We start from the raw sequence: 22,797 nt of genomic DNA, 5'->3' as shown, positions 1-22,797 counted from the left end.
CCCAGGCGTCCGGCGAATCCTGCCGCAGGAACTCCCCGCAATCCACCGCGTAGAGGTCAATTCGGTCACGGGCAACCCGAACAGGTGAATGGCGAAATCCCACACCAGATTCTTAAGGACGCGCTTGGAAATGATGTCTTTGTCGCCCATGGCGATGGTCCTGTATTGAGCTAGCAGGCGGGAAACTGGCGGGGCATGGATACGAAATCGGGGAACAACCATCGCTGGCGTTCCCCGATTGAAGCGAGGTTAAAACCGATTAGCCTGCCGGGCATTCTCGGTTGGATGGGAAGGCTCAGACTCAACCGTCCCCGGTCGAATGCAGATCGCTGGTTTCCTCATCCAACTGGCCCACAGCGGCCCGCGCCAGATCGTTCAGGCCCACGCCGCCAGCGCGATAGTGGAGGACGATGGCGCGGCGCATCCGGGGATCCCAGAATTTTTTAAGGTGATCGAAAACGCCATGCACGGCGGCGGCGTGGTCGGGTTCGGCAGTGAAAAAATTGCCGATGTCGTTGGCCATTTTGACCAGATTTTCAGTATCCATGGATTATCGAGGCTGGTTTTTGAGATGTTATTTGGGGTGGATCAAACGCGGCGGATGGGCATAAACCACATGACTATCGTCGCGGGCGAAACCCACCAGGGTGAAGCCGGTGTCCTCGGCGAGCCGCACGGCGAGTCCAGTCGGCGCAGAAATCGCGGCCATGAAACTAATACCCACCGAGGCGCATTTTTGGACCATTTCGTAGCTGGCCCGGCTGGTGACGATCACGAAGCCGCCGCCGAAATCGGTGTCTTTTTTCGCCAGGGCGCCAATGAGCTTGTCCAGGGCGTTGTGCCGACCCACATCTTCCCGAACCAGCGCGATGCCCTGCCCCGGCACCACCCAAGCCGCCGCGTGGACGGCCCCGGTCAAGCGGTTCAGCCGTTGATGGTCGCGTAATTCAGCTAAGGCTTTCGCCAATTCGGAGGATGAAACCCGTGTGCCCTGCCCCACTGGCGGCGGACGGCGCACGGCCTGCTGCAAGGTCCGCGCCCCGCATAAACCGCAGCCGGTGCGCCCTGCGAGATTGCGGCCCTTGTCGGCGACGGTTTCACAACGGGCGTCCGGGATGCGCAGGCGAACTTCGATGCCTTCCGACCGTTGGTAAACCCGGATCGACGCAACTTCTCGACGGTCGGCCACGATATTTTCGGTCAGGCTGAAACCCAGCGCGAAGTCTTCCAAATCCAGCGGGGTCGCCAGCATGACCACATGCGGCTCGCCGTTATACATGAGCGCGACCGGGGCTTCCTCGGCGACACAATCATCCTGCTGGGTTTGAACGCCGTCCCGCCAACGCTCGACCGGCCTCACCTGATAGCTGGGCCAGCCGAGTTCGTCGGCAACGACCGCCATGGCGGTGATTTAGCCCGCCGCCGCGCGGTTTTCCAAATGGGCCAATTGCTCCTCGGTGAATTCGCGGTATTGGCGCTGCCATTCGGAAGTTTCGCTCACCTTTGTGACCTGCACCGCCGTGACCTTGTACTCGGGGCAATTGGTGGCCCAGTCGGAATTGTCGGTGGTGATGACGTTGGCGCCGGATTCCGGGAAATGGAAGGTGGTGTAAACGACGCCCGGCTGCATCCGTTCGCTGACTAAAGCGCGCAGCACGGTTTCACCGGCCCGGCTCTTGATGCCCACCCAGTCGCCGTCCTTGATGCCCCGATTTTCAGCGTCGTGTGGATGTATTTCCAGCCGGTCCTCCGAATGCCACATGGAATTCGGGGTGCGACGGGTCTGAGCGCCCACATTGTACTGGGACAGGATGCGGCCCGTGGTCAGGATCAACGGGAAGCGGCTGGTGGTGCGTTCCGGGGTCGGCGTGTATTCGGTCAGCAGGAACCGGCCCTTGCCGCGCACGAAGCGGTCGATGTGCATGGTGGGCGTGCCTTCGGGCGCTTTCTCGTTGCACGGCCACTGCACGCTGCCGAGTTCTTCCAGCTTCGCATAGCTGACGCCCGTAAAAGTCGGCACTAGGCTGGCGATTTCATCCATGATCTCGGACGGGTGCGAGTAATTCATGGGATAGCCCAGGGCATTCGACAGCATCTGCGTCACCTGCCAGTCCTCGTACCCGGCCAGCGGCGGCATCACCTTCCGCACGGGCGAGATGCGCCGTTCGGCGTTGGTGAAGGTGCCATTCTTTTCGAGGAAGGACGAACCGGGCAGGAACACATGGGCGAACTTGGCTGTTTCGTTCAGGAAGATATCCTGGACCACCACGCATTCCATGGCGCGGAGCGCGGCGTGGACGTGCTGGGTGTCGGGATCGGACTGGGCGATGTCCTCGCCTTCGCAATACAAGCCTTTGAAACTGCCATCCAGCGCCGCGCCGAACATGTTGGGAATACGCAGGCCCGGCTCGGATTCCAGGGTCACGCCCCAAGCCGATTCGAACAAGGAGCGGGTCTCGAAGTCGGATACGTGGCGGTAGCCGGGGAATTCGTGCGGAAATGAACCCATGTCGCAGGAACCCTGCACATTGTTCTGGCCGCGCAAGGGATTCACGCCCACGCCTTCCCGACCGACATTGCCGGTCGCCATCGCCAAGTTGGCGATGCCGATGACCGTGGTGGAACCCTGGCTGTGTTCGGTGACGCCCAAGCCGTAGTAAATGGCCGCGTTGCCGCCGGTCGCGTAAAGCCGCGCCGCCGCTCGCACCGTTTCCGCCGGGACGCCCGTGGTGGATTCCAAGGCTTCCGGCGAGTTGCGCTCCTCGCTCACGAATGCCTTCCATTTTTGGTAGGACGCCACGTCGCAGCGCTCCAAAGCGAACGCTTCGGCGGCGAGTCCTTCGGCCACGATGACATGGGCGAGGGCGTTGACCAAGGCCACATTGGTGCCGGGGCGTAGCTTCAAATGGTAGTCGGCCTTGACGTGCGCCGACTTCACCAAGTCGATGTCGCGGGAATCGGCGACGATGAGCTTAGCGCCCTGACGGATGCGCTTTTTCATCAGCGAACCGAACACCGGATGGCCATCAGTGGGGTTGGCACCGATGACCATGATGACGTCGGACTTCATCACCGAGTCGAACGTCTGGGTGCCCGCCGATTCGCCCAAGGTCTGCTTGAGTCCGTAGCCGGTCGGTGAATGGCAAACGCGGGCGCAGGTGTCGACATTGTTATTGCCGAAAGCGGCCCGCACCAGCTTTTGCACGAGGTAGGTTTCCTCGTTGGTGCAACGGCTGGAAGTGAGAGCGCCGACCGAATAGCGGCCATGGTCATGCTGGATGCGCTTGAATTCGGACGCCGCGTAGCTGATGGCTTCTTCCCAGGACACCGCCTGCCACGGGTCGCTGATGCTCTTGCGGATCATCGGCGTGGTGATGCGGTCTTTGTGGGTGGCGTAGCCGAAGGCGAAACGGCCCTTGACGCAGGAATGGCCGTGGTTGGCGTGGCCGTCCTTGTTGGGCACCATGCGGACCACGTCCGCGCCCTTCATCTCGGCCTTGAACGAGCAGCCCACGCCGCAATACGCGCAGGTGGTGACAATGCTGTGTTCCGCCTGGCCTTGGTCGATGACGCTCTTTTCCATCAGGGTGGCGGTCGGGCAAGCCTGTACGCAAGCGCCACAGGACACACACTCGGACTCCATGAACGCTTGGTTCTGGCCCGGCGACACCTTGGAATCGAAGCCGCGCCCTTGAATGGTCAGGGCGAAAGTGCCTTGGGTTTCCTCGCAGGCCCGGACGCAGCGCGAACAGACGATGCACTTGGCGGGATCGAAACTGAAATAGGGATTGCTGGCGTCCTTGTCGGACTTGAGGTGGTTCTCGCCTTCGTAGCCGTAGCGCACTTCGCGCAGACCCACGGCACCGGCCATGTCCTGTAATTCGCAGTTGCCATTGGCGGAACAGGTCAGGCAGTCCAGCGGGTGGTCGGAAATATACAGCTCCATCACCCCGCGCCGGACATTCGCCAGCCGTTCGTTCTGGGTGCAGACCTTCATGCCCTCCGCGACCGGCGTGGTGCAGGAGGCTGGAAGACCGCGCCCGCCCTCGATTTGCACCAAGCACAACCGACAGGAACCGAACGGTTCCAAACTGTCGGTGGCGCACAGCTTGGGAATCTGGATGCCGACACTCGCGGCAGCCCGCAGCACCGACGTGCCTTCCGGCGCGGTGACGCTGAAGCCGTCGATTTCCAAAGTGACCAGTTTCGGCGAATCACTCGCCGGGGTGCCGTAATCGTAATCGCGCAGTGCCATGGGATGACTCCTCCTATCATTGCTCGTTCCCACACACCGCGTGGGAAGTCGTGAGGCGGGGCGGTTCCGGTGCCTGTCCTGAGCGTGGCTTAAGGCGGTGGCACCGTGTGGGCGGATTGACTAAGCCGCTTGTTCCACCGTGGAAGCCCCGAAGTCTTCGGGGAAGTGATTGAGTGCGCTTAGCACCGGATACGGCGTCATGCCGCCGAGGGCGCAGAGCGAGCCATTGAGCATGGTGTCGGACAGATCGCGCAGCAGCCTTAAGTTGCGGTCGCGCTCGATGCCGGAGGCAATCTTGTCGATGACCTCGACGCCACGGGTGGAGCCAATCCGGCAGGGCGTGCATTTGCCGCAGGATTCCTCGGCGCAGAACTCCATGCCGTAGCGGGCCATCTTCGCCATATTGACAGTGTCGTCGAAAGCCACCACGCCGCCATGACCCAACACCGCCCAAATGGCGGCGAAGGCTTCGTAATCGAGGGGGGTGTCGAACTGGGATTCCGGCAGATAGGCACCGAGCGGTCCACCCACTTGCACCGCCCGGATGGGCCGACCGCTGGCGGAACCGCCGCCGTAGTCGTAGAGGATTTCCCGGAGCGTCAGACCGAAGGCTTTTTCCACGAGGCCGGGACGCTTGAGATTGCCCGCCAATTGGATGGGCAACGTGCCCCGCGAGCGGCCCATGCCGAAATCGCGGTAATGGTCGCCGCCCTTGTCCAAAATGATGGGCACGGAGGCCAGGGAGATGACGTTGTTGATGACGGTGGGCTGGCCGAATAGACCTTTAATCGCTGGCAGCGGCGGCTTGAAGCGGACGAGGCCGCGCTTGCCTTCCAAGCTTTCCAGCAGGGAGGTTTCCTCGCCGCACACATACGCGCCCGCGCCGAGCCGGACCTCCAAATCGAAAGCCTTGCCGCTGCCCAAAATGTCCTTGCCCAGATAGCCCGCCGCATAGGCGGCGACAATGGCTTCGTTCAAGGCTTGGTGGGCGTGGGGGTATTCGACGCGGAGATAGATGTAACCTTGAGTCGCGCCGACGGCCAGCCCGGCGATGGTCATGCCTTCAATCAGGACCAAGGGGTCGCCTTCCATCACCATGCGGTCGGAGAAGGTGCCGGAATCGCCTTCGTCGGCGTTGCAGACGATGTACTTTTGATCGGCAACAGTGTTCAGCACGGTGCGCCATTTGATGCCGGTCGGGAAGGCCGCGCCGCCCCGGCCACGCAGACCGGATTGGGTCACTTCATCGACGATGGCGGACGGAGCCATGTCCAAAGCACGCCGCAGGCCGCGATAGCCATCATGTGCCAGATAATCGTCTAGGCTCACCGGATCGGTGATGCCGACGCGGGCGAAGGTCAGGCGTTCCTGTTTCTTCAAATAGGGAATGTCGGCGGTCACGCCCTGGCAGAGCGGATGTGGGTTGCCTTGGAGAAAACCAGACTCAAACAAGGAATGCACATCGCGTGTGGTAACTGGACCGTAAGCGATCCGGCCTATGGATGTTTCGACTTCAACCAATGGCTCCAGCCAATACAGGCCACGGGAACCATTGCGAATTAATTCAATGCGGACATCGCGCTTGGCGGCCTCAATCTGAATAGCGCTAGCAACATGCTCAGCGCCCAAACCCAAAGCGCTGGAATCGCGTGGAACATATACCTTAATCATGCGTTCACCCGCACGGTTTCAATGATCTCGTCGAACCGCTCCGGCGTCACCCGGCCATGCACTTCCTTATCAATCATCAGCGAGGGGGAGCAGGCGCAGTTGCCGAGGCAGTACACCGGCTCCAGGCTGAAGGCCCCGTCGGCGGTGGTGTCGTGGTAGTCGATGCCGAGACTCTGCTTGGCGTGGGCTTCCAGCGCGTCGGACCCCATGGCCTGACAGGCTTCCGCCCGGCAAACGTAAATCGTGCGTTTGCCCGGCGGCGTCTCGCGGAAATAGTGGTAGAAGCTGATGACGCCATGCACTTCGGCCCGCGACAGGTTCAGCTCCCCGGCGATTAGCGGGACGCTCTCCGGCGGCACATAGCCCAAAGCGTCCTGAATGCCGTGCAGAATGGGTAGCAACGCGCCCGGCTTGTTCTTCGCATCGGCGATGATGCCTCGCACCGTGTCCCGGTCCCAGTGTTGTTCAGTCATTGCTCGCTCGCTCAACGGTAGTTTGGCTCGGCCACGCCTCTCCCAACCCTGAAACCGCTCCTTGCGCATGGCCGCATTATTTCTGCCAACGAATGAATATGGGCGCACACTTTAATTCCCCATGTGATTTTTTGCAATTCTTTAACCGAGTGTTTTAGTGTGTTTTTAAACCCTGCCAGGAGTGGGTGAATAGGGCGGGCAATCTGAATCCACAAGTAAAAAATTGAAGGGGCGACCCGACTGCGAAATGTGTGAACCGAGGGGCGATGTCGAGGCTTATGGGGAAGCCATGACTTGCAAGTCGGCTATGACGCAATTGACCCGGTCGACTTGCTCGCTGGCGGAACCGATGGGCACCGCTTTGAATATTTTGGTCTGGCCCGCCTCAACCGGCTCCGCAAGCACCGCCTTGGCGGCTTCAAGAAAATCCAGGGACCCGGAATACTGGGAACAAACCACCTCGACGCCACCGACATTTACCAGATTGGCATTCATGAGGGTTAGGGTAAATAGCATTTCGTTTGTACCGGCGTCGATTTTCCACGCGAAATTCTTTAGCTTCAAACCACGCAGCATCTCGCGCCTTTCGTAAGAATCTGCGGCGGAAATTGGACCCGCCTTGCGGGAAAGGGCTTCCCCTCCTTTCACCGGCACCCCTGCGGTAGACAAGAGCGGCGCTTCGGTGGTGGTGGACGGGTTCGTGACCAATGCCCGCGCCTGGGCAGAAGGATGATGGACGGTCGATTCTGCTTCGGATTGGGAAAGATTGCCGGGGACAGGCTGCTCATGGCTCAAGCTTGTCAATGGCCGCGTTCTCGCGATATACACCCCTATCCACCAACCAGCGGCCATGAGCGCGGCACAACCAAACAAGGCGAGTCCGATATGGGCGAATTTGCGGGGCTTCGCGGTTGCGGTTGAATTTTCAATGCGCGAACCCTCACGCTCAGCCGCGTCCGCCACCGGAGACGCCCTGCGCGAATCAGAATCCGCTGCGGTGTCGGGCTTCAAACCCGAGGTCGGGGAAACCGGATGCAAACCAGCCAAGGCTGGAAAGACGGCACGCTCATGAGCGGGGTGGGTCAGTTCCGCCAAACTATGGGGTAACGCATAACGGAAATCCATGCATCCATCCCCCAAGTACCGCAGAACCTCCTGCGAGAACATTTTGTACAAAGCGAGCTTGACCGCGCCGTGCATGGGCATCCCGACCTGGTCGAGAACGACGGCAAACGCTGCAAACAATCTGGCGGGGGTCCATGGCGGGCGGAAGCTCTCAACGGGCTGATCGGTGAGCTTCACGAAAGTTCTGGTGAGGGCCAAAATGATGCTGCCGTAGCGGGTGTCGTAGCCTTTAATTGACCTGGCAATGAATTCCTGAACCCCCGAGCCAGCCCCTAATTCAATTGACAAGGCGGCAGGGCGAGAAGTCTTGGCACCCACATCCATGGCGGCGGAATCATCCGGCGAACCGGAGTCCATCTCGGCCCGGAAAGAGCGCATCAATTCCTCCTCAAATACATCGACCAACTCGCCCGTGTGTGCGGCGATGTCGTGCAAAACGTCAGCGAGGTGGACTCTCACGTCGGGATCGGATTCTTCCCCCAACACCGCGATATAAACCGCGTAGGCTCCCGCCAACATTAGCCGGAACCGCTCCCGCATCTTATCCACGAAAGTTGATCTATAAAGTCCTGCCAGAACCTGCATCGGCTCAACCGATACTGGCGGCAACTTCTCGGCTCTTAAGTTCATCGCTATAAACGACCCGTCTTTGAACTTTGACCTACGCGAATCGAGGGCATATCTTAACCCCCCGAACTCAACCACGCCGCAGGGGATCGCGTTCGCTCAAACTATCCGTTGTTTCATTAAACGACTTAGGTCAGGCGTTAAATCTCCAAGGGATTCACAAACGCGCCTTGCGAGGGAAAGCATCCTCGCTGCGGCCCTACGAAAGATTTATCTAGTAAATATAACCATTTATTTGGTTATAACCAGATCGTACCATTACTGACTGTTACAAAATGAACCGACAAAATAACACTGATAACATTCCTGAATCAGACGCTTCTCGCGAAAATGTCGCGGCCAATTTTCGGCGCATACGCAGCTTCACGCTACGCCAGGGGCGTCTAACCGATGGTCAGCAAAAAGCCTTGGAAACCCTGTGGCCGGTGTATGGACTTGAGTCCGGTCAAGCCTTTGACAAACAGGCCGTTTTCGGGCGGGAAGCCCCTGTGATCGTTGAGATTGGCTTCGGCAACGGAGAATCGCTGGCTCAGATGGCGGCGGATCAACCGGATAAAGATTTTCTAGGCATGGAGGTGCATCGGCCCGGCGTCGGTCACTTGCTGCTGAAATTGAGTGAACGCGGCCTGACCAACGTGCGCATTTATAACGCCGACGCCATGGAGGTTCTGGACAAGAACATAGCCGATGCCAGCCTAGCCGGAGTCAATTTATTTTTCCCGGACCCCTGGCCCAAAAAACGACACCACAAGCGACGCATAGTCAACCCCGCCTTTATGGGGCTAATAACCAGGAAGCTGGAACGCGGCGGCTTTTTCCACGCGGCAACGGATTGGGAGGACTACGCCCAACATATGCTGAGCGTTCTGGGGGAATGCCCTGGACTTGAAAACAGGGAAGGAAAGAACGCTTACTCATCGCGCCCAGCCCACCGCCCCTTGACAAAATTTGAATCAAGGGGACAGGGACTCGGACATGGGGTATGGGACTTGGTTTTCACCCGACGGTGAAAGCGGGGTGATTTTAGCTAACCATCGCTCTGGGCGGACGATAATCCTGCGATTGAGGATCGCCTTCGCCCTCCTTCTCGTCAATCTGAAGCCCCTTCTTGATTTCAACCAATTCGGAATATTGGTGGCGAAGCAAATTCAAGGACTTGACCAGGGTGGCAATTTCCCCATCCAAGGATGCGCCCGTCTCGTTGACCTTGCGCAGAACCTCCAAGCGGCTTTCGATCAAACGCTTGTGGTCCTTAATCTGGTGAACCAAGGGCACCAGAGCCATGGTGGTCCAGCCGATGGCATCCTTATGGGCTTGCTCAAATAATTCCCTAGCTCGCGCAACGGTGGTGGTATAGAGCTTGACCACCACGGTGCTTTGCTCCATGAGTGTCGATGAGGCACTGGTTCTAAAGGATTCGCCCTCGTCGAACACCTGTTCAAGCTCAGCCTGATACTGCTTCAGGGACAGCAGCGGCGGCTTCAGCTCGGCTACACCATGCTCTTCTTGGAACTTGGCATAAATCCCCCTGACCAGCTTGCGCGTCTCCTCACAGACAGTCACCGCATTCAGGAGCACGGACCGCAGCTCATCCAACACCGATCTCATCGCCCCCTTCATGCCGACCGTGGTCAGGCTGCCCGCCATTTGTTTGCGGGTACGACGGACGATTTCCTCGACTTTTTCGGGCGCCAAGGAATCCACCAGCAGCTTCGCCTGCACCGCGAATACCCGCCGACTCGCCTGGAACTGATCGACGCCGACCAGATAGCTGCTCTGTTGACCACGGGTTTCCGTCATCAACTGGGATAGCTTGCTTTTATTGGTGATGTCGATCTGACGCAGGTCCGTGATCTGACGCTCGGCATCGAGAACCTGCGCCTCCAAAGCACTTGAGGACTCACTGACCAAGTGCCCCACGCCTTGCGCTATCGACCCGACCACGAGGTTTTGGCGTTCCTTGACGACGCTTTCGGCCAGATACTCTTCAAAGCTCTTGAGGCGACTCTTTTCCAGCAGCGCCTTGTCTCCCTTGACCTTGGCGAGCAGCGCCTGCTTGGCGGACATGGGGAAAATCACCTTGTTGTCCACTTCCAGGATTTTGCCCACGGATTCGGTCTGGGAGCGAATCGACTTTTCTATGGTCTCCTCGCCTTGAAGGTCGCCCCACATGGAGTCGATCTTATTCAAGACCACCGCCAAGCCACTCTTCTTATTGCCTTGCCGCGACCCACGGACATGATTGCGCCACATGTCGAGGTCGCTCTTGGTCACGCCCGTGTCGGCGGCCAGCACGAAAATGACCGCCTGGGCCTTCGGCAACATTTGCAGGGTGAGTTCCGGCTCCGCGCCAAGGGCGTTCAAACCCGGCGTGTCGAGGATGGTCAACCCTTCCTTAAGCAAATGGTGGGGGAAGCTGATGAGCGCGTGGCGCCAGCAGGGAACCTCCACCGTGTCCGGCTCATCCCCGTGAGGCATGTGCATATCCTCGGAATAAAGCCCGAGCTTGCGAGCCTCGGCCACGCTCACTTGCTTGGTGGCGGCCAACTCCTGGAAGGCTTCCTGCATTTGGACCGGGGAATCGCAATCCAAGTCGATCTGCATCCAACTGCGCGGATGCTTCTTATAGTCGGTCAGCGGCGTGTCGCTGAGACGGCTCTCGATTCCCAACAGGCGGATGTAGCTCCCGCCCGTCGCATCATAGAAAATTTCAGTCGGACACATCGTGGTTCGACCGGGCGATGACGGCAGCAAGCGCACCCCGGTATCCGAAAAAAACAGAGCGTTGATAAGCTCTGTTTTGCCCCGCGAAAATTCAGCCGCGAACGCTAGGATGATCCGGTCACTGCGCAACCCCTCCAGCATGGTGGAGATAGTTTCGTTGACGCCTTCGCTATTGAGTTGATAGCGGTCCAGCCACGCCCGGTACTGTTCAACCGCTTGGCTTAATTGCTCGCGCCATTCGCCATATCCCCGCAGCTTATCTTTGAATTGGATGGTGCTCATCTCCGGCTCTTGATCCTATCGCCCATCGGACAAATGCATCTTTGGACAAAACAAAAAGGAAGTGTAGACGAAATCCCGGCTCAGTCCATTTACTGAGACTTGGCAATGGACTCGGGCAAATGCTTCGGAGATAAAATCTTGAAGCGCTTGTCGCGGCCACTCTCTCCCGCCAAAAGTATTATATCCCGCTTGGCAACCTGGAATGTTTCGGCCAGGAAACCAACAAGATGCTTGTTGGCCTTGCCATCAACGGGCGGTGCCGAAATTCTTATCTTCAACCGGTCACCATGACATCCAACGATTTCGTCCTTGCCAGCCCTTGGCTGGACGTGGACATTGAGTATCAAGTCCGCCCCTTGCCAGTCGGGCTGGAATTTCATCAGTTTAATAACGTCATCAGGCGCTGTAATGGCGTGGCGCTTAAAATCCTCACCAATTCAATGCCAATGAACACGACGAGCGGCGACAAGTCGATCCCGCCAATCGGCGGAACTAGGCGCCGACTGGCGCGCAGTAACGGCTCGGTCAAGCTATATAACAAGGCTGTCGCGGGATTATAAACGCCCGGCCCCACCCAACTCAGTATGGCTCGTATGGCAATTGCAAAAAGATAGACGTTAAACACCACATCCAACAATTGCGCGAAGGCCCAGACACATAGCGCTGGAAAGGTTGTGGGCGTTCCTTTCAGCCAGAATATCAGATAGCTGCCCAAAATTTGTAGCCCATACATCAACAGCAAGGAGGCCGTGTCGATGCGGGCGATGGAAGGAATGAACCGGCGCAGCAGTCGAAGCGGGGGATGCGTTATCTTAATTAAGAACTGGGAGATCGGATTGTGATAATCGGCCTCCACCCATTGAAAGATAAAACGCAGCAGCAGCGCGAAAATATAAAGGCTGAATAGGGTGTCAATCAAAAAAACAGCGGGAGCGACCAGGTAGTCCGCCGACATTTCAGCCCCCGAGTTGTTCGGACAGCTCAGCCGACCGCCGCGCCGCCGCGCCGATGGCTTCAGCGACCAGCGCGCGCAGATTGCCATCCTCAAAGGTGGCGATGGCCCGCTCGGTGGTTCCGCCGGGCGATGTCACCCGCCGCCGCAGTTCCGCCGGGGGTTCCTCCGATTCTATGGCGATGCGGCCCGCCCCGAGCGCGGTTTGCTGGGTCAGCAAACGCGCCGTGACACGGTCCAGCCCCAGCCCAACCGCCGCCTCTTCCATCGCTTCCATCAGCAGGAAGAAATATGCCGGGCCGCTCCCAGACAAGGCCGTCACCGCATCCAGGGAGGATTCCTCCTCAACCCACACGGTCAGGCCCACGGAGCGCAGGATGGCCTCGGCTTGGCTGCGTTGCTGCGTGGATGTCTTCTCATTGGCGTGCAAGGCCGTGGCGCCGGTTTTAACCAGGGCCGGGGTATTCGGCATACAGCGGACAATAGCCACGTTGCCACCCGCCCAGCGATCCAGCGCCCCTTCGCTGATGCCCGCCGCAATACTGACCAACACGGGCGATTGCTTTTGAATTGTAGCGGCCAGTTCCGCCACCACGGGCCGCATGGCCTGGGGCTTCACGGCCAATACCAAAACTTCCGAGCGCTCCGCCACGGCTTTGTTGTCCATGCTGGTGTTCACCCCAAAGCGATGGGCCAAATCCTTAAGCTTCGCTTCGTCGACGTCCGATACCCAAATGTTTTGCGGGGCATAGCGATCCGAAATCAAGCCGCCGATCAAACTGCCGGCCATGTTGCCAGCGCCAATAAAACCAAGGGTTTTCTGTCTCATGCCGTTCGTCTCAAAACTGTTGCCCGCTATTCTAACCTAGTCGGGCATGTCCCGGTGAACACTGCGCCATTAGAGCCGTGGGCCGAACAGCGCCGTGCCGACGCGGACCAGCGTGCCGCCCTCCAGCACAGCGGCTTCCAAGTCCTCGGACATGCCCATGGACAAGGCATCCAAGCCGTAATCCGCAAGCCCATCGAACGCCCGCCGCAAGGCCCGGAACGCCTGCCGCTGCTGCTCGGGATCGTGGGTGGGCGCGGGAATCGCCATCAAGCCCCGCAGCCGCAGCCTCGGCAATTTCGCGACCGCCGCCACCAAATCCGGCAGGGCGTCCAAGGCCACGCCCGACTTGCTGGCTTCCCCGCTGACATTCACCTGAATGCAGATATTAAGCGGCGGCAAATTGACGGGCCGTTGCTCGCTCAGGCGCTCGGCGATTTTCAGGCGGTCCACGCTATGCACCCAGGCGAAGCGCGAGGCGATGGGCCGGGTCTTGTTGGATTGAATCGGGCCGATGAAATGCCAGACGATGTCGAAATGCGCCAGCCGGTCCTGTTTCGCCAAGGCTTCCTGGAAATAATTCTCGCCGAAATCCCGCTGCCCGCACTGATAAGCCGCAGTCAAGGCTTCCACGGGCTGGGTCTTGCTGACGGCAATCAGGCGCACTGAATTCTCGGGTCGGTCAGCGGCCTGCTCGGCCAGTCGTATCCGCCGCTGAACAGCGGCCAATCGCTCCCCGGTCGATGTCTTCATGCGGCTTGTCGCGTTTGTATATACTTGGACATTCTAAAAGGTTATCCGCTGACCTACGGTTTCACAATAATCATCCCAGGGGAGTTCCATGGATATCGCCGAATTACTGGCTTTTTCGGTCAAAAACAACGCCTCCGACTTGCACCTGTCCGCTGGCCTGCCCCCCATGATCCGCGTGGATGGCGACATCCGCCGCATCAACGTCCCGGCCTTGGATCACAAGGAGGTGCACGCGCTGGTCTACGACATTATGAACGACAAACAGCGGCGCGATTACGAAGAATTCCTGGAATGCGACTTTTCCTTTGAGTTGCCCGGCGTGGCCCGCTTCCGCGTCAACGCCTTCAACCAGGATCGTGGCTCGGCGTCGGTGTTCCGCACTATTCCCTCCAAGGTGCTGACCCTGGAAGACTTGGGCTGCCCCAAATTCTTCCAGGACGTGACCCGTCATCCACGCGGACTCATCGTCGTCACCGGCCCAACCGGCTCGGGTAAATCCACCACCCTGGCGGCGATGATCGATTTCATCAACTCCAACGACCACTCCCACATCCTGACCATCGAAGACCCCATCGAATTCGTCCACCAGAGCAAGAAGTCGCTCATCAACCAGCGCGAGGTGCATCGCGACACCCTCGGCTTCAACGAGGCGCTCCGCTCGGCCCTCCGCGAAGACCCGGACGTGATCCTGGTGGGCGAAATGCGTGACCTGGAAACCATCCGCCTCGCCCTCACCGCCGCCGAGACCGGCCACTTGGTGTTCGGCACCCTGCACACCAGCTCGGCCGCCAAGACCGTCGACCGAATCGTGGACGTATTCCCCGCCGCTGAAAAAGGCATCATCCGCTCCATGCTGTCGGAGTCGCTACAGGCGGTCATCACCCAGGCGCTTTTGAAGAAGAACGGCGGTGGCCGTACCGCCGCCTGGGAAATCATGGTGGGCACCCCGGCCATCCGCAATCTCATCCGTGAGGACAAGGTGGCCCAGATGTACTCGGCCATCCAGACGGGCCGTAAGGACGGGATGCAAACCCTCGACCAGCACCTTCAAGAATTGGTTGAAAAGGGCGTTATCTCGCGGCAAGCCGCCCGCACCAAGGCGGCCAACAAGACGCTTTTCTGATTTCAGCCCCAGGAGACAATAGCCCATGGAATTCGAATCCCTGCTCATGCTGATGACGCACAAGAAGGCGTCCGACATGTTCATCATCACCGGCAAGGAGCCAAGTTTGAAGGTCGATGGGCAACTCCAACCCATCTCTAACGCCAAGCTGACCAAGGAGCAGTCCTACCAGATCGTCACCAGCCTGATGAACCAGCGCCAGCGGGACGAGTTCGAGAACACCAAGGAATGCAACTTCGCCATTTCCTCAGAGGGGCTGGGGCGGTTCCGGGTCAGCGCCTTCGTGCAGCGGGACAGCGCGGGGATGGTGCTACGCCGCATCGAAACCACCATCCCGACGGCGGAATCGCTGTTCCTGCCGCCCATCCTCAACGAACTGGCGATGACCAAGCGCGGCCTGATTCTGTTCGTCGGCGCCACCGGCACGGGCAAATCGACTTCGCTCGCCGCGCTCATCAAATACCGCAACGAGCATTCCTCGGGCCATATCATCACCATCGAAGACCCGCTGGAATACGTCCATCCCCACGCCGGTTGCATCGTCACTCAGCGGGAGGTGGGCATCGACACGGAGTCCTACGAGGTGGCCCTCAAGAACACCCTACGCCAAGCCCCGGACGTGATCCTCATCGGTGAAATCCGCACCCGCGAGACCATGCAGCACGCCGTCACCTTCGCCGAGACCGGCCATTTGTGCCTCAGCACCCTGCACGCCAACAACGCCAACCAAGCGCTCGACCGAATTCTGCATTTCTTCCCGGAAGACATGCACTCCCAGCTTTTCATGGACCTGTCCCTGAACTTGAAGGGCATCGTCGCCCAGCAGCTCATCCGGCGGGCCGATGGCAAGGGCCGTTATCCCGCCGTGGAAATCCTCATCAACACCCCGCTGGTTTCCGACTTCATCCGCAAGGGCGAGGTCCACAAGCTCAAGGAATTGATGAAGAACTCCCGCGAACACGGGATGCAGACCTTCGACCAGTGCCTCTACGACCTCTACCGCAGCGGCAAGATCACCTACGAGGACGCCCTCAATTCCGCCGACTCCAAGAACGAAGTGCGGCTGATGATTAAGCTCGGCGAGGAAGGCGGCGTCGATAGGTATTCCCCGCGCTCCGACAAGATGTTCGTGGTGGACGACCGTTAGAGCGTTTTCAGTAGAAAACTGTGGGGCGTGCTTCAGCCCGCGACAGCCAAGCCTGATCGTGGGCTGAAGCCCACTCCCACCACCAATCCGATTTCCCGCTCAAGCGGGCCATCCGCCTTCTGTATAATTCAGGACATCACTCCCCTAGCCCCACTCTTTCCCGTCGAAGCCGGATTATTAAGGTGTTTTCATGAATTGGGCCGTACTCGGCGGGTTGGCCGCGACCGCCATGCTGATCGTGTTGTTTCGAATGTTTTTCCGGCGACGGAAACCCTCCCGCCCCGGCTACCAAAAACGGGATTTCCTGCTGTCCCCGGAAGAACGGCTGTTCTTCGCGACGCTTAAGCAGGCGGTCGGTATGGATTACGAAGTCTTCGGCAAAATCAAGGCGCGGGATGCGATCTCCGTCCGGTCGAATCCAAACAAAACCGACGCGGAAGACGGCCTGGACGCCATCGACGACCAGCATTTCGCCTTCGTCCTGTGCGACAAGGCCGATCTCGCCATCGCCTGCGCGGTGCAACTGCGGGAGCATGTCTTCGGCGGCAAGAAGAAATCCGCGCCGCCCGTGGACCCGCTGAAATCCATCTGCCACGCCGCCGGGCTGCCATTTGTGGTCATCGAGGCCGGTCCCATGTACGACGTCCACGAAATCAAGGAAGCCATCGCCGCCGCCGTCCTCAAGGAGCCGCTGTATGTGGTCGAATCGGGCGGACGCCGGGAGCCGCGCATTTCCGGCCTGGAAAACCTGGAGATTTAAGCCGCCATGACCACCACGCTCTATGGCATCAAGAATTGCGACACCTGCCGGAAGGCCCGCGCCTGGCTCGATCAACAGGGCATCGCCCACCGCTTCCATGACTTTCGGGCCGATGGACTGAACGCCGCGCTGCTGGAATCGCTGGAAACCCAGCTCGGCTGGGAAGCCCTGCTGAACCGGCGCGGCACCACTTGGCGCGGCCTGCCCGAAACCGACCGGGACGGCGTGGACCGCGACAAAGCGCTGGCCTTGATGCTGGCCCACCCCGCCCTCATCAAGCGCCCGGTTTTAGTCGTCGGGGATCGAATCCTAGTCGGCTTTTCTCCCGCTCAATATGCCCAGATGCCGCCCAAGTAGATTGTGGGTTGGGCTTTAGCCCGATCTACTCCCGGTCCCGCTAATGTCGGGCTAAAGCCCGACCTACAACCGTGCAATTCAAGACGCACCATGACCGACACCTTCGACCTGATTTGTGAACTCATCCGCCGCCGCTCGGTGACGCCGGACGACGCGGGCTGCATGGAATTGATTGCCGCCCGGCTGGAACCCTTTGGCTTCCGCTGCGAACGGCTGGATTTCGCCGACACCCAGAATCTCTGGCTGCGGCGGGGCGAGGCCAAGCCCTTGCTGGTTTTCCTCGGGCATACCGACGTGGTGCCGTCCGGCCCGGAAAATGACTGGCTTTTCCCGCCCTTCGAGCCGACCGTGCGGGACGGCCTGCTATATGGACGCGGCGCCGCCGACATGAAAAGCGGCATCGCCGCCATGGTGACGGCGCTGGAACGCTTCGCCGCCCGCCACCCGGCTCATCAAGGCTCGGTGGCCCTGCTGCTCACCAGCGACGAGGAAGGCGCGTCCACCCACGGCGTGGTCAAGGTCGTCGAGGCGTTCGAGGCCCGTGGCGACAAGATGGATTGGTGCGTGGTCGGCGAACCGTCCAGCTTCGACCGGCTGGGCGATGTGATCCGGGTCGGGCGGCGCGGCTCCCTATGCGGCGTGTTGACCGTGTTGGGCGTGCAAGGCCACGTCGCCTACCCGGAAAAAGCCGACAATCCCATCCACCGCGCCGCGCCCGCCCTGGCGGAACTCGCCGCCGAAGTGTGGGACCAAGGCAACGAGTTCTTCCCGCCGACCAGCTTCCAGATGTCCAACATCCAAGCCGGCACCGGCGCGGAAAACGTGATTCCGGGGCGCTTGACGGTGCTGTTCAACTTCCGCTATTCGACGGCGATCGCCGAGGCCGAACTCAAGCGGCGGACCCACGCCATCTTGGACCAGCACGGCTTGCGCTACGAACTGGCTTGGCGCTTGTCCGGGGCGCCATTCCTGACCACCCGGCCCGAATTGATCGAAGCCTGCCAAGCCGCCATCGAAACCGTTGTGGGCATGCGGGCCAAGCCCGACACTGGCGGCGGCACCTCCGATGGTCGCTTCATCGCGCCGACCGGAACGCAAGTGGTGGAAATCGGCCCCCTCAACGGCACCATCCACAAGGTCAACGAACACGTCAGCGTGGAAGACATCGACACCTTGTCGAAGATTTACGAGCAAATTCTCGTGAATCTCCTCGCACCCTAAGCCATCCGCCCTATCCAAATGCAGGGTGGGCATGTACTCATGTCCACCAGAGCCTCCAATTAAGCCAAGCATCGGTGAGCATGAGCACATGCCCACCCCACTTCAGGAGAAACCCAGCCATGCACACGGAACCCACCTCCCCCCTCATCAGCGCCGAATCGCTCGCCAGCCGTCTGGACGACCCGGACATCGCGGTGCTGGACGCCACCTTCTTCCTGCCCAACCAGGGCCGCGACGCCACGCGGGAATATTTGGACGCCCACCTGCCTGGCGCTCGGTTTTTCGACATCGACGCCATCGCCGACCACGCCAGCCCCCTGCCCCACATGCTGCCCTCGGAAAGCCTGTTCGCCGAATCGGTGGGCAAGCTCGGCATCGGCAATCACACCTTAATCGTGGTGTACGACAACAACAGCTTCATGGCCTCGGCGCGGGCCTGGTGGACCTTCCGGGTGTTCGGGCATGAGCGGGTGATGGTGTTGGATGGCGGCTTGGCCCGCTGGAAAGATTTGGGATTGCCGCTGGAATCCGGGCCGGTGGCGTCCACGCCCCGCGAGTTCAGCGCCACGCTCCATCCGGGGCTGGTGCGCGGGCTGGATGAAGTGAAGACGCTGCTGAATGATGACTCGGTGCAGATTCTCGACGCCCGTTCGCCCGGTCGATTCGCGGGCACCGAGCCGGAACCCCGCCAGGGCTTGCGGTCGGGGCATATCCCTAATAGCAAGAATCTGTTCTTCAAGCGGCTGGTGGATGACCAAACCCATTGCCTGAAACCCGTCGCCGAATTGGAAAGCGAGTTTCACCACGCTGGGATCGACCTGCGTCGTCAAGTGGTCGCCACCTGTGGCACGGGCGTCACGGCCTCCGTGCTGGCCTTGGGCTTGTATTGTCTGGGGAATGAATATGCCGCCGTGTATGACGGCTCGTGGACCGAGTGGGGCGGGCGGGCGGATACGCCGGTCAGCGCGGGCTAGACCTTTTTCAAAAACCGACAAAAGCCGACTCGGTTTTCAAAACCGAGTCGGCTTGCCAGTGAATTCATTGCGCCGGGTGGAGGGGAATATCCCGCCAATCGGCGGATTGGGGTGGGGGGCATGATACGTGAAAAGCCCCGGCCAAGAGCTAATTTGGTGGGAGCGGCGAATTACTTGTTCTCCAAGCCCTGCCGCCCGCTCCAATCCTTGGCGAACTGCCAAGCCACCCGGCCACTCCGGGAACCCCGCAGCAGGGCGTAGCGCAGCGCCTCGGCGCGGGAGGCTTCCCAATCATCCGGGGCGACGATCCCCAGCTTGTCCAGCCAATGCCGGACCACCGCCAGATATTGATCCTGGGTGAACGGATGGAAGGACAGCCACACGCCGAAGCGCTCGGACAAGGAAATTTTTTCCTCCACCGCCTCGCCCTGGTGAAGCTCGCCCTCGACGTAGCTGGCCTGCCGATTATCTTCCGGGTATTCCGGCAACAAATGGCGCCGGTTGGAGGTGGCGTATATCAGCACATTGGCGGGCGGGGTGCTGAGCGAGCCTTCGAGAATGGCCTTCAACGCCTTGTAACCCTCGTCGTCCGCTTCGAAGGAAAGGTCATCGCAATACAGGATGAACTTTTCCGGGCGGTCCCACAGGTACTCGATGATGTCCGGTAGTTCCACCAGATGGCGGCGGTCCACCTCGATGATCCGCAAGCCCCGGTCGGCGTACTCGTTGAGCAGCGCCTTGACCAGGGAGGACTTGCCAGTGCCCTTCGCGCCCCATAGCAGGGCGTTGTTGGCGGGCAGTCCTTGCAGGAGTTGCCGGGTGTTGCGGTCCAGTTCGGATTTCTGCCGATCCACGCAGAGGAGGTCGGCCAGCGCCACCCGGTGAGGCTGGCGGATGGCTTGCAGGGATGGCCGGGCGTCCGCGCCCCGCCAGCGGAAGGCGAGGGCGGAAGCCCAGTCCGGGGCTTCCGCCGGGGTGGGCGCCAGCTTTTCCAGCCGGTCCAGCAGGGCCGACGCTTGGGCCAGCACTTGGTCCAGGGAGGCCATGGCCCGCGTTTAGTCGAAGGATTCCGGCTTGTTGGGCCGACGCTTCTTCACGAAGGGCTGCCGTTCCGTCACCACATCGGCCTTGTAGGGCTGCTTGCGGGCCACGGGCCGTTGGTCGCCCTCCGCCCGTTGCAGATTGATGCGCTGGTTGCGAACCCAGGTTTTCCGCAACGACCGGAAGAACTCTTCCGGCAGATTGGTGGGCAGTTCCACGGTGCTATAGGTGTCGAATAGCTTGATGGCCCCGATCTGCTTGGCCGGAATGCCGCCCTCGTTGGCGATGGCGCCGACGATGTCCTTGGGCATCACGCCATGCTCTCGGCCCACGTCGATGGTGTAGCGCACCATGTCGCCCTCGGGTCGACGGAAGCCGCCCCGGTCCCCGCCGCGTTCGCCACCACGATCTCCGCTCCAAGCACCCCGGTCTCCGCCCCGGTCACGGTCCCAACCCCGGTCTCCACCCCGCTCCGGGCGGCGGTCGCGGTCGAAATCGCGGAATTCTCTTACCGGCGGTTCCGGCTCATTCGGGGCCATCAGCGGGCGCTCGCGGTGCATCAGATGGGCGATGGCGGCGGCGATGTCGGCGGCTTCGCCGACCTCCTCGGTCACCATCTTATCCACTAGGTCGCGGTAGAACGTCAGGTCTTCGCTATCCAGGGCTTCTACCAAGTGCGCCTTGAACTGCTCGACGCGGCGGTCGGCGATGTCGCGCAGGGTCGGGAGACGCATCTGCTGGATGGGCTGGCGGGTGGCCTGCTCGATGGCCCGCAGCATCCGCCTTTCGCGGGGCGACACGAACAGGATGGCGGTGCCTTTGCGGCCCGCCCGTCCGGTGCGGCCAATGCGGTGGATGTAGACCTCGGTGTCATAGGGGATGTCGTAGTTCACGACGTGGGTGATGCGTTCCACGTCCAGACCACGGGCCGCCACGTCGGTGGCGATGACGATGTCCAGCGAGCCTCTTTTCAGGCGGTCAACCACTTTCTCGCGTAGCACTTGGCTCATGTCGCCGTTCAGCGCCGCGGCCTCGTAGCCCCGCGCCTCAAGCTTTTCCGCCAGTTCCACGGTCTCGGTCTTGGTGCGGACGAAGATCAGCATCGCGTCGATATCGTCGGCGTCGAGGATGCGGGTCAGCGCGTCCAGCTTCTGCATCCCGGAGACCAGCCAGAACTGCTGGTTGATGGCCTCGACGGTGGCGGTCTTGGCCTTGATCTTCACCTCCGCCGGGTCGCGCAGGTAGTTCTCGGCGATCTTGCGGATGGCCGGCGGCATGGTGGCGGAGAACAGGGCGGTCTGCCGCTCTTCCGGGGTGTGATCCAGAATCCACTCCACGTCCTCGATGAAGCCCATGCGCAGCATTTCGTCGGCTTCGTCCAGCACCAGGGTGGTGAGCTGGCTGAGGTTCAGGGTCTCGCGCCGCAGATGGTCCATGACCCGGCCCGGCGTGCCGACGATGACGTGGACGCCCCGCGCCAGTTGGCGGAGCTGCTGGCCCATGCCCTGGCCGCCGTACACCGGCAGGATGTGGAAGCCCTCGATATGGCGGGCGTAGGTCTGGAACGCCTCGGCCACCTGGATGGCGAGTTCGCGGGTGGGCGCCAGCACCAGGGCTTGCGGCACGCGCTTGGAGGTGTCGATCCGGTTCAGGATGGGCAGGGCGAACGCGGCGGTCTTGCCGGTGCCGGTCTGGGCCTGGCCGATGATGTCGCGCCCTTCCAAGAGGTGCGGGATGCAGGCGGCCTGGATGGGAGAGGGGGTCTCGTAGCCGATTTCCTTGACGGTCTGGAGCAGGGCGGGGGAAATGGCAAGGTCTTCGAAGGAGATGGGTGTGTCGTCGCTCATGGAGTCTCGGTGGAATGGAAAAAAACGGTGTGGGCGCGCTAGGTTTGAGCGCGGGTAGGAATCGAAAATCTTTCAGGGATGGTTAATTTTACGCGGAATCGGGGACAAAATCCGTGCCCGGCGTGTAATTAGGCTGTTTTGCTTAGGCCAGCCGGATAAATGGGAACGAAATGAAGGCGGGTTTCCTTAATCCCCCATCCGCATCAGCACGTTTTCCGCCTGGCGGACGGCCCGCTCTAGTTTGCCCAGGCTTTTGAACAGCTTGTCGTTGTCGGTCGGCACCGCCGTTGCCAGGGTGGCGAATTCCAAGCTGGCCCGGATCAGGGAAAACGCGGGGCTAAGCAACGGCGGCTGACCGGCACCGCTTCTGAGTTTCGTGGCTAGCGCGGACAGCTCCTCCAGTTCCGGTCCCCAGTTCTTGACCACCTTGGGCGCGCTTTTGGCGGGGTCGGCGGTTTTGAATTCGAGGTCGGTGATAATCGAGCCGTTTTGCTTAGTAGACATGTTCCCTACCTAAGTTGGTGTTTTCAATGAGAGTTTAAAGTTCCAGAGGCCCGCTCCAATATAAATAAAGGTATCTAATAAATGTGTCAGATGATTTCTTGAGCGATGCACCAAACTATGCAGACATTTCATCCC

General features: G+C 60.4%; 21 protein-coding genes. 7 read left to right on the top strand and 14 right to left on the bottom strand.

Features of this window, described 5'->3' with window-relative positions:
- Nucleotides 1–301: 301 nt before the first annotated feature.
- The 6 genes from ACXWUF_RS04200 to ACXWUF_RS04175 all read right to left on the bottom strand — a co-directional run bounded on the left by ACXWUF_RS04200 (nucleotide 302) and on the right by ACXWUF_RS04175 (nucleotide 8,154).
- Nucleotides 302–547 carry a formate dehydrogenase subunit delta gene (locus ACXWUF_RS04200; protein ID WP_458493408.1) on the bottom strand — a complete coding sequence of 82 codons (246 nt, stop codon included), beginning with the start codon at nucleotides 545–547 and terminating at the stop codon, nucleotides 302–304.
- A 27-nt stretch (nucleotides 548–574) separates the two neighbouring features.
- Nucleotides 575–1,402 carry a formate dehydrogenase accessory sulfurtransferase FdhD gene (gene fdhD, locus ACXWUF_RS04195; RefSeq protein WP_458493407.1) on the bottom strand — a complete coding sequence of 276 codons (828 nt, stop codon included), beginning with the start codon at nucleotides 1,400–1,402 and terminating at the stop codon, nucleotides 575–577.
- A 9-nt stretch (nucleotides 1,403–1,411) separates the two neighbouring features.
- Nucleotides 1,412–4,255 (bottom strand): formate dehydrogenase subunit alpha, encoded by a 2,844-nt coding sequence (fdhF, locus tag ACXWUF_RS04190; RefSeq protein ID WP_458493406.1) that lies wholly within the window; start codon nucleotides 4,253–4,255, stop codon nucleotides 1,412–1,414.
- Nucleotides 4,256–4,375: 120 nt separating this feature from the next.
- A complete protein-coding gene (locus ACXWUF_RS04185) occupies nucleotides 4,376–5,926 on the bottom strand; it encodes a formate dehydrogenase beta subunit (protein ID WP_458493405.1) in 1,551 nt (516 codons plus the stop codon).
- Nucleotides 5,923–6,399, bottom strand: a complete 477-nt coding sequence (locus ACXWUF_RS04180; protein ID WP_458493404.1) for a formate dehydrogenase subunit gamma — start codon at nucleotides 6,397–6,399, stop codon at nucleotides 5,923–5,925. Before ACXWUF_RS04180 ends, ACXWUF_RS04185 begins: the two co-directional genes overlap by 4 nt.
- Nucleotides 6,400–6,675: 276 nt before the next feature.
- Complete coding sequence (locus ACXWUF_RS04175; protein WP_458493403.1) at nucleotides 6,676–8,154, bottom strand: hypothetical protein; 1,479 nt, start codon at nucleotides 8,152–8,154, stop codon at nucleotides 6,676–6,678.
- Nucleotides 8,155–8,426: 272 nt separating this feature from the next.
- On the opposite strand from ACXWUF_RS04175, the gene trmB reads away from it, so the two are divergent.
- A complete protein-coding gene (trmB, locus tag ACXWUF_RS04170) occupies nucleotides 8,427–9,161 on the top strand; it encodes a tRNA (guanosine(46)-N7)-methyltransferase TrmB (RefSeq protein WP_458493402.1) in 735 nt (244 codons plus the stop codon).
- 13 nt (nucleotides 9,162–9,174) lie between these two features.
- Here the strand turns inward: trmB and ACXWUF_RS04165 are convergent, their stop codons facing one another.
- From ACXWUF_RS04165 to ACXWUF_RS04145, 5 genes are all read right to left on the bottom strand, one after another.
- Entirely contained in the window at nucleotides 9,175–11,157 is a 1,983-nt protein-coding gene (locus ACXWUF_RS04165) for a dynamin family protein (RefSeq protein WP_458493401.1), read from the bottom strand.
- Nucleotides 11,158–11,246: 89 nt separating this feature from the next.
- Nucleotides 11,247–11,537 (bottom strand): DUF167 family protein, encoded by a 291-nt coding sequence (locus tag ACXWUF_RS04160; protein ID WP_458493400.1) that lies wholly within the window; start codon nucleotides 11,535–11,537, stop codon nucleotides 11,247–11,249.
- On the bottom strand, nucleotides 11,537–12,112 hold the full coding sequence (locus ACXWUF_RS04155; protein ID WP_458493399.1) for a YggT family protein: 576 nt from the start codon (nucleotides 12,110–12,112) through the stop codon (nucleotides 11,537–11,539). The genes ACXWUF_RS04160 and ACXWUF_RS04155 overlap by 1 nt, the downstream gene beginning before the upstream one ends.
- A gap of 1 nt (nucleotide 12,113) precedes the next feature.
- Entirely contained in the window at nucleotides 12,114–12,938 is an 825-nt protein-coding gene (proC, locus tag ACXWUF_RS04150) for a pyrroline-5-carboxylate reductase (RefSeq protein WP_458493398.1), read from the bottom strand.
- Nucleotides 12,939–13,007: 69 nt separating this feature from the next.
- Nucleotides 13,008–13,688, bottom strand: coding sequence for a YggS family pyridoxal phosphate-dependent enzyme (locus tag ACXWUF_RS04145; RefSeq protein ID WP_458493397.1), 681 nt, complete (start codon nucleotides 13,686–13,688; stop codon nucleotides 13,008–13,010).
- 88 nt (nucleotides 13,689–13,776) lie between these two features.
- Here ACXWUF_RS04145 and ACXWUF_RS04140 point away from each other — a divergent pair, with 88 nt between their 5' ends.
- The 6 genes from ACXWUF_RS04140 (at nucleotide 13,777) to sseA (ending at nucleotide 19,270) form a co-directional block, all read left to right on the top strand.
- Complete coding sequence (locus tag ACXWUF_RS04140; protein ID WP_458493396.1) at nucleotides 13,777–14,811, top strand: type IV pilus twitching motility protein PilT; 1,035 nt, start codon at nucleotides 13,777–13,779, stop codon at nucleotides 14,809–14,811.
- A gap of 25 nt (nucleotides 14,812–14,836) precedes the next feature.
- Nucleotides 14,837–15,958, top strand: a complete 1,122-nt coding sequence (locus tag ACXWUF_RS04135; RefSeq protein WP_458493395.1) for a PilT/PilU family type 4a pilus ATPase — start codon at nucleotides 14,837–14,839, stop codon at nucleotides 15,956–15,958.
- Nucleotides 15,959–16,148: 190 nt separating this feature from the next.
- Nucleotides 16,149–16,718: a DUF2726 domain-containing protein gene (locus ACXWUF_RS04130; protein WP_458493394.1), complete on the top strand. Its 570-nt coding sequence runs from the start codon at nucleotides 16,149–16,151 to the stop codon at nucleotides 16,716–16,718.
- Between the two features lie 6 nt (nucleotides 16,719–16,724).
- On the top strand, nucleotides 16,725–17,075 hold the full coding sequence (locus ACXWUF_RS04125) for an ArsC family reductase (RefSeq protein ID WP_458493393.1): 351 nt from the start codon (nucleotides 16,725–16,727) through the stop codon (nucleotides 17,073–17,075).
- Nucleotides 17,076–17,165: 90 nt separating this feature from the next.
- Entirely contained in the window at nucleotides 17,166–18,296 is a 1,131-nt protein-coding gene (gene dapE / locus ACXWUF_RS04120) for a succinyl-diaminopimelate desuccinylase (protein ID WP_458493392.1), read from the top strand.
- A 119-nt stretch (nucleotides 18,297–18,415) separates the two neighbouring features.
- Nucleotides 18,416–19,270 (top strand): 3-mercaptopyruvate sulfurtransferase, encoded by an 855-nt coding sequence (gene sseA, locus ACXWUF_RS04115; RefSeq protein ID WP_458493391.1) that lies wholly within the window; start codon nucleotides 18,416–18,418, stop codon nucleotides 19,268–19,270.
- Between the two features lie 170 nt (nucleotides 19,271–19,440).
- Here the strand turns inward: sseA and ACXWUF_RS04110 are convergent, their stop codons facing one another.
- The 3 genes from ACXWUF_RS04110 to ACXWUF_RS04100 form a co-directional block, all read right to left on the bottom strand.
- Nucleotides 19,441–20,316, bottom strand: a complete 876-nt coding sequence (locus ACXWUF_RS04110) for an ATP-binding protein (protein WP_458493390.1) — start codon at nucleotides 20,314–20,316, stop codon at nucleotides 19,441–19,443.
- 9 nt (nucleotides 20,317–20,325) lie between these two features.
- The gene (locus tag ACXWUF_RS04105; RefSeq protein ID WP_458493389.1) at nucleotides 20,326–22,158 is read right to left on the bottom strand and encodes a DEAD/DEAH box helicase; all 1,833 of its coding nucleotides are present in this window, start codon (nucleotides 22,156–22,158) and stop codon (nucleotides 20,326–20,328) included.
- 186 nt (nucleotides 22,159–22,344) lie between these two features.
- Nucleotides 22,345–22,662 carry a hypothetical protein gene (locus ACXWUF_RS04100; RefSeq protein WP_458493388.1) on the bottom strand — a complete coding sequence of 106 codons (318 nt, stop codon included), beginning with the start codon at nucleotides 22,660–22,662 and terminating at the stop codon, nucleotides 22,345–22,347.
- Nucleotides 22,663–22,797: the final 135 nt, after the last annotated feature.

The organism is Methylomagnum sp. (assembly GCF_054333355.1).
This window is presented reverse-complemented; position numbering and strand designations above follow the sequence as displayed.

Coding starts and splice junctions, on each gene's coding strand:
- ACXWUF_RS04200 (WP_458493408.1), bottom strand. CDS start 547: ATGGATACTGAAAATCTGGTCAAAATGGCCAACGACATCGGCAATTTT.
- fdhD (WP_458493407.1), bottom strand. CDS start 1,402: ATGGCGGTCGTTGCCGACGAACTCGGCTGGCCCAGCTATCAGGTGAGG.
- fdhF (WP_458493406.1), bottom strand. CDS start 4,255: ATGGCACTGCGCGATTACGATTACGGCACCCCGGCGAGTGATTCGCCG.
- ACXWUF_RS04185 (WP_458493405.1), bottom strand. CDS start 5,926: ATGATTAAGGTATATGTTCCACGCGATTCCAGCGCTTTGGGTTTGGGC.
- ACXWUF_RS04180 (WP_458493404.1), bottom strand. CDS start 6,399: ATGACTGAACAACACTGGGACCGGGACACGGTGCGAGGCATCATCGCC.
- ACXWUF_RS04175 (WP_458493403.1), bottom strand. CDS start 8,154: ATGAACTTAAGAGCCGAGAAGTTGCCGCCAGTATCGGTTGAGCCGATG.
- trmB (WP_458493402.1), top strand. CDS start 8,427: ATGAACCGACAAAATAACACTGATAACATTCCTGAATCAGACGCTTCT.
- ACXWUF_RS04165 (WP_458493401.1), bottom strand. CDS start 11,157: ATGAGCACCATCCAATTCAAAGATAAGCTGCGGGGATATGGCGAATGG.
- ACXWUF_RS04160 (WP_458493400.1), bottom strand. CDS start 11,537: ATGAAATTCCAGCCCGACTGGCAAGGGGCGGACTTGATACTCAATGTC.
- ACXWUF_RS04155 (WP_458493399.1), bottom strand. CDS start 12,112: ATGTCGGCGGACTACCTGGTCGCTCCCGCTGTTTTTTTGATTGACACC.
- proC (WP_458493398.1), bottom strand. CDS start 12,938: ATGAGACAGAAAACCCTTGGTTTTATTGGCGCTGGCAACATGGCCGGC.
- ACXWUF_RS04145 (WP_458493397.1), bottom strand. CDS start 13,688: ATGAAGACATCGACCGGGGAGCGATTGGCCGCTGTTCAGCGGCGGATA.
- ACXWUF_RS04140 (WP_458493396.1), top strand. CDS start 13,777: ATGGATATCGCCGAATTACTGGCTTTTTCGGTCAAAAACAACGCCTCC.
- ACXWUF_RS04135 (WP_458493395.1), top strand. CDS start 14,837: ATGGAATTCGAATCCCTGCTCATGCTGATGACGCACAAGAAGGCGTCC.
- ACXWUF_RS04130 (WP_458493394.1), top strand. CDS start 16,149: ATGAATTGGGCCGTACTCGGCGGGTTGGCCGCGACCGCCATGCTGATC.
- ACXWUF_RS04125 (WP_458493393.1), top strand. CDS start 16,725: ATGACCACCACGCTCTATGGCATCAAGAATTGCGACACCTGCCGGAAG.
- dapE (WP_458493392.1), top strand. CDS start 17,166: ATGACCGACACCTTCGACCTGATTTGTGAACTCATCCGCCGCCGCTCG.
- sseA (WP_458493391.1), top strand. CDS start 18,416: ATGCACACGGAACCCACCTCCCCCCTCATCAGCGCCGAATCGCTCGCC.
- ACXWUF_RS04110 (WP_458493390.1), bottom strand. CDS start 20,316: ATGGCCTCCCTGGACCAAGTGCTGGCCCAAGCGTCGGCCCTGCTGGAC.
- ACXWUF_RS04105 (WP_458493389.1), bottom strand. CDS start 22,158: ATGAGCGACGACACACCCATCTCCTTCGAAGACCTTGCCATTTCCCCC.
- ACXWUF_RS04100 (WP_458493388.1), bottom strand. CDS start 22,662: ATGTCTACTAAGCAAAACGGCTCGATTATCACCGACCTCGAATTCAAA.